Annotated in this window: 6 protein-coding genes and 2 pseudogenes; 1 reads left to right on the top strand and 7 read right to left on the bottom strand. The window is 67.8% G+C overall.

Features of this window, described 5'->3' with window-relative positions; genetic code table 11:
• Positions 1–116, bottom strand: a pseudogene (locus ACFU6I_RS45940) (IS982 family transposase); the annotation flags it as partial.
• A gap of 114 nt (positions 117–230) precedes the next feature.
• Between ACFU6I_RS45940 and ACFU6I_RS45935 the strand changes: the two are divergent.
• A complete protein-coding gene (locus ACFU6I_RS45935; RefSeq protein ID WP_384379778.1) occupies positions 231–1,124 on the top strand; it encodes a helix-turn-helix transcriptional regulator in 894 nt (297 codons plus the stop codon).
• Here ACFU6I_RS45935 and ACFU6I_RS45930 read toward each other — a convergent pair.
• The 6 genes and pseudogenes from ACFU6I_RS45930 to ACFU6I_RS45905 form a co-directional block, all read right to left on the bottom strand.
• Positions 1,096–1,914: a hypothetical protein gene (locus ACFU6I_RS45930; protein ID WP_384379781.1), complete on the bottom strand. Its 819-nt coding sequence runs from the start codon at positions 1,912–1,914 to the stop codon at positions 1,096–1,098. The two genes, ACFU6I_RS45935 and ACFU6I_RS45930, sit on opposite strands and share 29 nt — an antisense overlap.
• A 31-nt stretch (positions 1,915–1,945) precedes the next feature.
• A pseudogene (locus ACFU6I_RS45925) lies at positions 1,946–2,179 on the bottom strand (discoidin domain-containing protein); the annotation flags it as partial.
• Positions 2,180–2,238: 59 nt separating this feature from the next.
• Entirely contained in the window at positions 2,239–5,181 is a 2,943-nt protein-coding gene (locus tag ACFU6I_RS45920; protein ID WP_384379775.1) for a glycoside hydrolase family 2 TIM barrel-domain containing protein, read from the bottom strand.
• Between the two features lie 914 nt (positions 5,182–6,095).
• Positions 6,096–7,862 carry a beta-galactosidase family protein gene (locus ACFU6I_RS45915; RefSeq protein ID WP_384379771.1) on the bottom strand — a complete coding sequence of 589 codons (1,767 nt, stop codon included), beginning with the start codon at positions 7,860–7,862 and terminating at the stop codon, positions 6,096–6,098.
• 103 nt (positions 7,863–7,965) lie between these two features.
• Complete coding sequence (locus ACFU6I_RS45910) at positions 7,966–8,256, bottom strand: hypothetical protein (RefSeq protein WP_384379768.1); 291 nt, start codon at positions 8,254–8,256, stop codon at positions 7,966–7,968.
• A gap of 1,019 nt (positions 8,257–9,275) precedes the next feature.
• A complete protein-coding gene (locus ACFU6I_RS45905; protein ID WP_384379765.1) occupies positions 9,276–10,277 on the bottom strand; it encodes an aldo/keto reductase in 1,002 nt (333 codons plus the stop codon).
• Between the last annotated feature and the right edge of the window lie 461 nt (positions 10,278–10,738).

Raw genomic sequence — 10,738 nt, 5'->3', positions numbered from 1 at the left:
AGCTGCGGCGCAATGCCCACAGCCGGCCGCCACGGGGCAAACTGCGGCGAATCCTTCAACAGGTCGTCGGTCTTCACATAGAGTGCGGTCGCGAGGGAGTCCAACTCTGTCTTCACACACTGACGTTGGACTCCCTCCTTCTATGCGCGCAGGCGATCCCTTGGAATCGATCATCTAGGATCCGATGATGCCTGTTGGCGTGCGGCTTTCTGCGACGTAGATTGTCATTCATGTCCGTGATCACCAGTGACCGCATTGAACTGGGGACGACGGCCGAACGAACCGTGCTGGACCTCGCCGGGCGGTCTCTGGCCCCGCTGATGGCACTCGGACGCTACCGATACCTGCACGCCTACGAACCGCTTCACCCCTATCGGCACGCGTCGTTGGTCGTGCTGGCCTTGCCCCGGCGCGGGCCGGTGGTGTTCGAGATCGACGGCGTCGCGACAGTCGTACGCCCCATGGAGGTCCTCTGCATCCCTCCGGGGCACACCTACTCCACAGGCGTGGAGATGCAGCCGCGCGGTGAGCTGTTCTGGCTGATCCTCAAGTCGGCCGCGGACGCGCCGAAGGACGCGCTGCACCGGGCGATCAGCCTGCTCGCCGAACAGGACTCCGAGGCGTGGGAAGCGCCGAAAGAGGTCGTCACGGAGCTGGAGAGTGCGTTTCGCATCGCAGCGGGGCATGACGACTGGATCGCCGACGGCATGCTCTACCACGTCGTCAGCTCGGCCGTGCTGCGGCTGGCCCGGGCATGTCGGCATCGACGGCCGCCTTCCGGCGTCGCCCTGGCGCATCCGCACATCCTTCGGGCGCTGGACTGGATCGAGGCCAACCTGTCGGAACCAGTGGACGCCGTCGGCCTCGCCAGGGCATTCGGGCTCGCGCCCAGCCGCTTCTACCAGGTGTTCCGTGAGGCAACCGGGACAACTCCCAAGGACTACATCCTGCGCAGGAAGATCGAGCGGGCCGTCACCCGGTTCGCGGAGGAACCACAGGCCACGGTCACCGAAGTCGCCCACGAGCTGGGCTTCTCATCCTCGCAGTACTTCGCGACGGTCTTCCGGAAGTACCAAGGCGTCAGCCCCTCCAACTTCAGGCCGGAGGGCCAGGCCTCCACGTGATGAGGCGGCCGGCACTCCCAGCGTGCGGGGCCGGTCCGCGACGTCCACCAGCACCCTGCAGCCTCATCACGCCGAAGTTGGCGCGGTGGGGCTGTTGCATTTTGGCGAGGGGCTGGTGGGTCGTCGGCATGCCGTGGTCGTTGGACATGACGTGCAGTTGCCGCTGGCCGGTGTGGGGGGCGAGCGTGTCGGAGACCTCGCGCACGGACGTCTCGTTGCGCTGGCGCAGGATCCACCGCTTCCGCACGTCCGGCCGTCCCCACAGGGTGTGGCGGAAGTCGTCGGCGAACCGGTCGCGCACCGCGGCCGCGCCGGGCGAGAGGTTGTCGCGGTCACCGGCGGACATGGTGGCCTTGATCCTCTCGTATGAGCGCTGGCGTGCCTCCATCCAGTCGTCGGCCACCGCCCGCGCCCACTGGTCGCGGCCACTGACGCTAGCCTGCGGCTGGGGCACCTCGCTGTTGCCGCGCGAGACGTGGGCCCGCAGCGTGGAGGCGGTGATGCCGCCGAGCTCCGCCATCTCCGATGCGCCCAGCAGCTGTCCGCCGGTGAGTTCGGGGCTGGCGACGTCGACCACACACGTCTCCAGGGGAAGCGCGCCGTCCTGCTCCTGGTGATGCTTGTCCCACAGTGCCAGGTGGTCGAGCCAGTTCTCCGGGGCCGGGGGTTCGCGGTCGAAGGTGGTGACCTTGCCGACGTACGCGCGGGCCGGGTCGGCGCGGCCGTCGAGCATGTCGGCGGCGCCGACCGTGACGGCCGCGCGGGACTTGCGTCGCTCGTGGTCCTGCACAACGGGATCCCAATGACAATTTGCCATCCGTACCGGTGTACACCTCGTACTTGGCGATGCGGCCGTTGGCCGCATCCTGCCGCGGCAGGAAGAACAGGCAAGACACGGGCTCGGGGTTCTTGCCGCCGAGGTTGATCTGGATCTCGTGGGGCAGTGGTGCGGTGGTGCCGGACTGCTGGGTTTGCCAGTCGGTGTCCGGCTTGCCTTCGAGGACGTTGGTGGTCAGCGTGCCGGTTTCCGGGCTGTCCGCAGAGGCCACGTACATCCGGGACTGTGCGATGTGGACCGTCCCGACGGGGGTGTAGCCCAGGTCGTCACTGCCTGTCAGTCCACGGCGAATTCCATGGCGAAGGTCGCGGGGGCGGCGACCAGGGCGTGCTGCGGTGACTGCGCCGGGCCGCACGAGGCGGTGCCCAGGCCGTGGTGTTCGCTGTCCAGGTGGAGACGGATCCGGCCGTCCGGACGCAGCTGGTTGTGGTGATCCGCGGCGGCGAGCGCCGCTGTGCTCCACGGCCGTGCGGTCAGGTCGATGACCGGGAGCCCGGAGATCAGCAGGCTGGGGCCGTGCGAAGTGGTGATCCGTGCGTGGCGGATCTCGCGCCGGTTGCCGTTCTCCTGTGGCCGGACGTACGGGGTCTGCAGCGCCACGACGGTGGACCGGAAACGGCCGACGCGGCCGGCCGCCTGCGAGTCCCGATAGGCCTCGCCCGGGCCGCGTCCGAACCATTCGACGTCGGCGTCGGTGCCGAGCAAGGACATCGACACTCCCAGGCGCGGCAGCGGAACCGGCCAGTCGCCTTCGGGGGTGACCGTGACCTGGAGGCGCAGGCCGGTCGCGTCGGCGCCCGCCTCGGCTTGCGGGGTCGTCCAGCGGTAGACGATGCCCAGCCCGGAGCAGGAACCCGAGGCGGCCAGGCGAGCGCTGACCACCAGGCCCGACGGGCCGGGCTCGACGGTCAGGGTTCGGTGATGCATGCGGTCCAGGCCGGCCGCGCGCCATGCGGCGGCCTCAGCCAGGCCGAGTTCGTCGTTGTCGGTCGGGGCACGCCAGACGTCCAGCCGCGGCCCGTCGAGATCCAGGGCGCCGAGCCGCGTCAGCGCGCCGGTTCGGCGGTCGAACCGGCCGGCGCCGAGCGTGATGGCGTCCTCGCAGACGAGAGCGGCGGCCAGGGTGAAGTCCGTCGTCGGCGTGCTCGGCCTCAGCAAGCCCTGCCCCCAGCCGATCTCGTGACCGGCATCGGCCCAGCTCGCGTCCTCGGCGAGAGCGGCCCTGAGGGTCAGCCACACCTCGCAGCCGGAGGCAGCCTTGGCCGAGGCGTCGACCGCCGCGGTCAGGTCGTCGGACCAGGCCACCAGCGTCTCGTTTGCCGGTGCGACGGGCGGTACGGACAACTCACCGGATCCAACCGGCTTGCCGTCGTCTTCGACGGTCCAGGAGAAACGCAGGTATCCCGTGTCGCGGCTGTGGTGGAGGCTGCGGATGCCAATCCGCCGTGTGGAGGCGTCGATGACGATCCGGACCGGTTCGATCACCTTCTTGTACTCGACGAGCCCCGGCGAGGGCGTCCGGTCGGGGAAGACCAGCCCGTCGGCCACGAAGTTGCCGTCGTGGATCTCCTCGCCGAAATCGCCGCCGTAGGCGTAGAACGGTGAGCCGTCCTCGGCGACCTGCGCGATGCCGTGGTCGATCCACTCCCAGACGAAGCCGCCGGCCAGCCTAGGATGCGACTCGAACACGGCCTGGTACTCGGCCAGAAGGCCTGGGCCGTTGCCCATCGCGTGGGCGTACTCGCACGCTATGAACGGTAGACCGCGGCGGTGCTCGTCTTCGGCCGGGTCGGTGGTGCGCTGTTCGCGGCCCCGGCCGATCGCCTCGACTTCGTCGATACCGGGGTACATCAAGCCGTAGATGTCGACGTAGGAACCGCTCTCGTTGTTGCCGGTGTAGTGGATCGGCCGGGAGTCGTCGTATTCGCGGATCAGGGCGGCCATGGCTGCCAGGTTCTGCCCCGTACCGGCCTCGTTGCCCAGCGACCAGGCGACCACACAGGGGTGGTTCTTGTCCCGCTGCACCATGCGCTCGGCACGATCGAGATAGGCGGGCAGCCACGCGGGGTCGTCGCTGGGATTGCCGCGCCAGTTCGCGTACGCGAAACCGTGGGTCTCCAGGTCGCATTCGTCGAGGACCCACAGGCCGTAGGCGTCGCAGAGGTCCAGGAACCGGGTGTCCGGCGGGTAGTGGCTGGTTCGGACCGCGTTGACGTTGTGCTGCTTCATCAGCAGCACGTCGGCCAGCATGGTCTCCTCGGTGAGGGTCCGTCCGGTCAGCGGGTGCCATTCGTGCCGGTTGACGCCCCGGAAGGTCAGCGGTCGGCCATTCGCAGTCAGCACCCCGTCGACCACCGCGATGGTGCGGAAGCCGATCTGCAGGCCCACTCGCTCGCCGCCGGTGGTCAGACTGCCCTCGTAGAGCTTGGGCTCTTCGTCCGACCACGCGGTGACGCCTTCGAAGGTGTGCGGTCCGGCGGGATCGGCGTCGATCAATCCGAGTTCGGGTATGGACAACCGGGCCGAGGACATGGTCCGGACCGACAGTGTGCCACGGCCGGTCTGGTGGTCGAAGTCGGTGCGGACGAAGAAATCCTCGATCCCGCGGGCGATCACCGATACCGACCGGAAGATCCCCGACAGCCACCACATGTCCTGGTCTTCCAGATAGCTGCCGGAGGACCACTGGTGCACGCGCACCGCCAGCACGTTACGCCCCGGGCGCAGCGTGGACGAGATGTCGAATTCGGTAGGGAGCCGGCTCCCCTTGCCGTCACCGAGCCGGATCCCGTTGAGCCACACGGCGAAACAGGAGTCGACGCCCTCGAACCGGAGCACCGCGTCCTCGATCGGGAATCCGTCCGGTACGTCGAAAGCCCGACGGTACTCCCCGGTCGGGTTCTGCTCGGGAACTCGGGGCGGATCAACCGGAAAGGGATACTGGGTATTCGTGTAAGCCGGGGCTCCGTAGCGCGGCTTGCCGGGAATCCCGGCCATCTGCCAGCACGACGGGACCTCCAGCAGTTCCCACGCGGCGTCGTCGAAACCCGCCTCGGGCAGGCCCTCGGTCAGGTCGTCCAAGCCTGTGGCGAGCCGGAACCGCCAGGCGCCGTCGAGCGGGATCACCGGGGCGTCGGAAGCAAACGCCGCCCGCGGACGGAGCCGCCCGCTGCCGGGCGACCGGTCTTCGACGTATGCGGAGGAATCTGTAATGTTCATGAGCATCTCGACCTTCGATGTTTTCGTTGATCGTTGTGGGGTCGCTCAGGTGGGTGAGCAGGCGTCATTTGGGCGCTGTCACGTCGACTGATTGGGATTTTCTCAGCGGTGATCACTTCCAGATTCCGTTGAGGACGAGGGCTGCTCGCGCGATGCCGCCGATCCCGCTGGGCTGAGCGTGATGTGTTGCAGGGTGCGCCATCTTTGCTTGAGCTCGGCGGCGGTGCGTTCTCCGAGGGCCCGGACGTGCCGCAGCAGGGTGTTGAACATGCGGGTGTCGACGTGAAGTCCTCATTCCGATCTGCCTTTTGGGCGACGGACGAGAACGCCCTCGTGCAGGTAGCGGTAGCCGGTGGCCTGAAAGATGCCGGCGTCGCGGGCCAGACAGTGCACGCAGCGCGCTCGCGGAATCAGCGCAGCACCAACACCGCCTGCCGGAACGGTCCGAGCGCCCGGCTACCACGCGGAGAGCCGATCTGCCGCCGGCGCGCGGCCGGCAGACGCGAAATTTAGTCCACGACGTGGCGCGGGACGTCGCGCGCGGCAACATAGGTGACCAACGTGAAGCCACTGGCGGTTACGGACATAATCTTGTGGTGAGACCTGTCCTACCAGGGACTTCACGTCTGCTCGTATCCGGCTGCCGTTCATCCGATCCATCCTGGAATGGGTGAATCACACCACTACGCGGAGATCATGTCGCAAGCGGCCTCCGTTGAGAGATGCGATCTCCTCATATCGCCTGCTCACTGTCGAGGACCCTTCATCCACCAGTGACTATTCGATGCATCGCTACTACGGGATTACGGAGAGCATGTCCGAAAGATCCCGTAAGCCTGTGATGCGACAGGCTGGCCGGGGCCCGATTGAGTGGCCTTGACCAGCCGGGACGTCAAGTCGGGCCCGCGGGCCCTTCAGCCCGTGAGTCCCAGATCGGGGCGATCCCGGATCTCGACGGTCTCCCCGGCCTGGTGCAGTTCCAGGACTACGATCTCGTTGCGCCCGGTGCGCCACACGGGGGCTGGCGCGTAGAGGGTGCGCTGGGGACCGCGGTCCCAGTACCTGCCGAGCGCGAACCCGTTCAGCCACACCATGCCCTTGGTCCAGCCGGGGAGGGCGATGAAGCCGTCGGCAGGGGTTGCGAGATGCACCTCCGTGAGGTGGAACGCGGGGCCATCGGTCGCGAGCCGCCCGAACTGAAGCTTCGTCAGGTCATCGAGGGGCAGCGGACGGATCTCCCAGCCGAACTGGTACTGGGTGTCCAGGCGCACCCCGCCACTGATTCCCTTGCGGTCCTCCAGCCAGGGGCCGTAGTTGATCCGCCCCATGTTCTCCACCAGCACCTCCAGTTCGGCGCCGGCGGCGTCGATACTGAGCGGCAGCCCGTCCGTCGGACGGTCGCGCTCAAGGAATCCGACCGGTGCGCCGTCCAGAAAGACCTGCGCGCGGTCGGCGAGGCCGGAGATGCGCAGCGTCGCGTCCGGGAAGGAGCCACGCACCCGGGTGCGGTAGTGGATCAGTCCGTACCCCTGGCCCAGAGCCTCCATGGGCTCGGGTGCCACCCGCTGGAGCGGCTCGGACAGGGAGTCCAGAGATGCTCGCAGTGAGGCCGTGCCACTCGGCTTCAGCACTCGGGCGGTGAGCCTGGCAGGCAGGGTTGGCGGCTCGTGCCTGATCGGACCGAAGTGCCGTGCGATCACGTTGCGGAAGGCGTGGAACTTCTCGGTCAGTTCTCCTGCTTCGCCGACGGGTGCGTCGTAGTCGTAGCTGGTGCAGGTGGGCTGGTAGGTGGTTCCGTCGTGGTTGGCGCCGTTCCACCAGCCGAAGTTGGTGCCGCCGTGGCCCATATAGATGTTGACCGAGGCTCCTTGGGCGAGCATCCAGTCCAGGTCGTCCGCAGCTTCCTGTGTGTCGCGGACGTGGTGGTGCTCGCCCCAGTGGTCGAACCAGCCGTGCCAGTACTCCATGCTCATCAGCGGGCCGGTCGGCTGGTGGCGGCGCAGCACGGCCAGGGAATTCTCAGGGCGGGAGCCGAAGGTTGCCGTGGCCAGGGTGCCGGGGATGTGCCCGCCGCGCTGGCAGGGGTCGGTGACGCCGTCGGCGGTGAACAGCAGGCAGTCGGCGCCGCGGCGGATCAGGCCGTCCCGAAGGTGTTGCAGATATGCGGTGTCGGTGCCATAGCTTCCGTATTCGTTCTCGACCTGCATGGCCACCACGGGACCGCCGTTACTGGACAGCAGTGGGACGAGGACGGGCAGCAGCACATCGAACCAGGCGTCCACTGCGGTGAGGTAGCGCTCGTCGGTGCAGCGCAACCGCAGGTCGGGATCCGCAAGCAGCCAGGCGGGCAGGCCACCGAACTCCCATTCCGCGCAGATGTAGGGGCCCAATCGGACGATCACGTCCAGCCCGAGGCCGCCGGCGGTGGTGATGAAGCGGGCGACATCGGCCTGGCCTGTGAAGTCGTGCTGCCCCGGGACTGGCTCGTGGAGGTTCCACGCGATGTAGGTTTCTACGGTATTCACGCCCATGGCGCGCAATCTGCGCAGACGGTCGTCCCACAAGTCGGGGTGAACGCGGAAGTAGTGAATGGCGGCGGAGACGATCTGGTGGGACCGACCGGCGCGCAAGAAGCCGGAGTCGGTGACCGTCACCTGGGCGGCGGGGCGAATTGCGTTCACGGCTGCTCCTGGGTGGGTGGAGAGGTGCGTCATGTACCAGTCGGCCGCGCGGCGCGCTCGGGTGAGCCGTCGAGGCCGACGACGATCGGCTTGAGCACGGTGGTCACCTGCTCCAGGAACACCGGGACGCCGGCCCGCAGGAAATCCGCCCGAGGGGCTCATGAGTGTGATCCGGCGTCAGGATGAACCCCGCGTCCAGCTTTGCGTCCAGCAACTCGCGGTGGTCGGTCGTGGTCCGTACACCGGCGCCGAAGCGCTCCGGCGCGGCGTCGAGTATCCGGCGGTCCCGGTCGCAGCAGGCGACCCTTCGGGAGCCGGCCCCCGGCCGGTGCGCGAGCCCGACCATGTCGCTGCGTACACCCAGCCCGATCACGCCGAGCCTGATGTCGTCCATTCTTGGAGTCCTTTCACTCCTCGTTGAGATGAGGAGCCCGTCAGCCCTTGCTGCCAGTGAGGGCGATGCCATGGAAGAAATTGCCACTGGGGAAGAGGAAAGCCACGAATATGGGCGCAGATGCCATCAGAGATCCCGCCACGAGCCGTTCCCGCCGCAGGCAGTGGTACCGAGGAGCAGTCCGGCGGCCACGAGCACGGCTCCCCAGGAGGATCTGCTCCACACCGGTCCCGCCTTCCAGCCGAGTGAGCATGCACATGCCCTTTGTTCTAGCCTCACAAGAGACTACGACAGATAAATCTGATTCTTAGGCCTTCGTCACCAGGCTGCTGCGACATCCACGCGCGCACCACAGGGCACCAGCTCAGACTCCCGTCACGATCGATCACCGACGACCGGGGCGCTGCGAGCTGCGCGTGCCGGTCGCCTCAAGGTGGCACGAGTCTGGGTGCGAGATCCTCTCCCGTCAAGCCCCTAGATGGGATTCACTGAGCACCCGCTATCAAATAGATATGAACCATTGAGCTCTTCCAGCGTCGCAGCTCCAGCGTGAGGACGACCTTGGCCACTGACGTGAGGTGGCTGGGGCTGAGGCGTCCCCCGGCTCCTGAGCACCCGTGGCCTGCTGGGGTTCGGGGGCGGCGGCGATGTCTCGTGCCACCACGTCCACCGTCTTCTTCGCTTCACTGGGCTCGGTGGTGGTCACCGTGACACGCCACTCGCCGCTCGGCAGCGGCTCGGCGGGGTTGTAGAGACGGCGGCGGGCCTCTGATCCCGCGAGATCCATCAGCGCCTCGTCGCGCACAGCCAATCTCATCGATTACCAGAACGGGAATGCCCCAGCTGGCAGTACTGGTCACGTCCCGGCGTTGTCAGGGCCGCTCCCGCCCTCCCCTTCATCCGGATCAGGCTGCCCTCAGCTACAACCTCACTTCTCTGACAGCGAGTTGGTGCAGGTCTTCCACCTCCACTCGAACCAACAGCGCCTCACGGCGCAAATCGGGAGTGAGCCAGATCCGTTAAGGGGACACTCCCGGGTCCAGCGCGGGCAGTGGGGCGTTCGACGGAAGCAGGCCCTGGCAGCGTAGCGCGAGCCACATGTCCGCAGGGATCGGATGGTGGATCATGCGGGCAGCGTCCTCGACCTCGGCAACAGTACGTGCGCCGACGAGCACACTGGCGACGGCCGGGTGCCCGAGCGCAAACTGGAGCGCCGCGGCCCGAAGCGGGACGTCGAAGGTCTCGCACAGGGCCTTGATAGCCAGCGCCCGATCCAGGAGGTCCTGCGAGGCGGGGGCGTAGTCGAAGGTCGCGCCGGGTCTGGGGTCGGCGAGCAGGCCGGAGTTGAACACCCCGCCGATGACGACGGAAACGCCGCGTCGGGCGGCCTGGGGGAGCAAAGAGGTCAGGCCGCTGTGGTCGAGCAGGGAGTAGCGGCCGGCCAGCAGAACTACGTCGATGTCGGTGTCGCGGACGAACCGCTCCAGCATGCGGGTCTGGTTCATGCCGACACCGATCGCGCCGACAAGCCCCTCGGCGCGCATCCGCTCGAGCTCGGGGTAGGCGGAGTCGAAGGCCGCGCGCTCGTGATCGTGTGGGTCGTGCAGGTAGAGGATGTCGACCCGGTCCAGGCCGAGGCGGGTCAGGCTTTCTTCTAGACTGGCGCGCACGCCATGGGCGCTGAAATCCCACGCGCGCTCGTGGGTGGCGGGGACGGCAAAGCCGTTGGCCAGGTCGTCTCCTTGCTCATCGCGGGGGCGGAGCAGGCGGCCGACCTTGGTCGAGAGCGTGTACTGGCCACGCGGCTTGCTACGCAGCGCCTGGCCGAGGCGGCGCTCGGACAGGCCCAGCCCGTAGTGCGGGGCGGTGTCGAAGGTGCGGACCCCGTTGGCCCAGGCAGCCTCGACTGCCGCGGCGGCTTCCTCGTCGGTGACCGCGTGGAACAGATTGCCGAGCGGGGCGGCGCCGAGGGAGAGCTCGCTGGTCACGGTGGTACTGCGCCCGAGTGCTGTGGTGCGCATGGTGGGTTTTGCCTTTCGCTGGTGGTGCCCGGCCGGGTCAGGCCGGTTGGGGAGGTGCCGTGACCCGGCCAGGGACTTCCTGGGTCAGCCTGTGGTAGCCGCAGGCGCGAGCCCGCTGCCGACCGCTGGCGCCGTGCCGGTCATTGATCCTGCGAGGGGGCCCGCGAGGTAGGCGAAAGCTGCGGCGACTTCGTCCGCAGTGGCCAGCCTGTAGGCGGCGGGGAAGTCGGCATCATGGGGTGCCGCGTCTGAGCGTTTGCGCTTACCTGAGGTGGGGGGAGCGCGCGTGGTAAGTATCAACGGCGGTGATTAGTGCTCTTGCTGGGGGCATGCTGGTTCCTCTCAGGCTTGGAGGAACGTCTGGCGCTAAGAGTCATCACGTAATGCTGTGATGTCCGCCCGGTGTCTGCACGGACCTGGCACGCCTGGGTGGTGTGCTGTCCGTGCAGCCGGCTGCTCCG

It is taken from the genome of Streptomyces sp. NPDC057486 (genome assembly GCF_042802415.1).
Lineage (GTDB): Bacteria > Actinomycetota > Actinomycetes > Streptomycetales > Streptomycetaceae > Streptomyces > Streptomyces yanii.
This window is presented reverse-complemented; position numbering and strand designations above follow the sequence as displayed.

Coding starts and splice junctions, on each gene's coding strand:
- ACFU6I_RS45935 (WP_384379778.1), top strand. CDS start 231: ATGTCCGTGATCACCAGTGACCGCATTGAACTGGGGACGACGGCCGAA.
- ACFU6I_RS45910 (WP_384379768.1), bottom strand. CDS start 8,256: ATGGACGACATCAGGCTCGGCGTGATCGGGCTGGGTGTACGCAGCGAC.
- ACFU6I_RS45920 (WP_384379775.1), bottom strand. CDS start 5,181: ATGAACATTACAGATTCCTCCGCATACGTCGAAGACCGGTCGCCCGGC.
- ACFU6I_RS45905 (WP_384379765.1), bottom strand. CDS start 10,277: ATGCGCACCACAGCACTCGGGCGCAGTACCACCGTGACCAGCGAGCTC.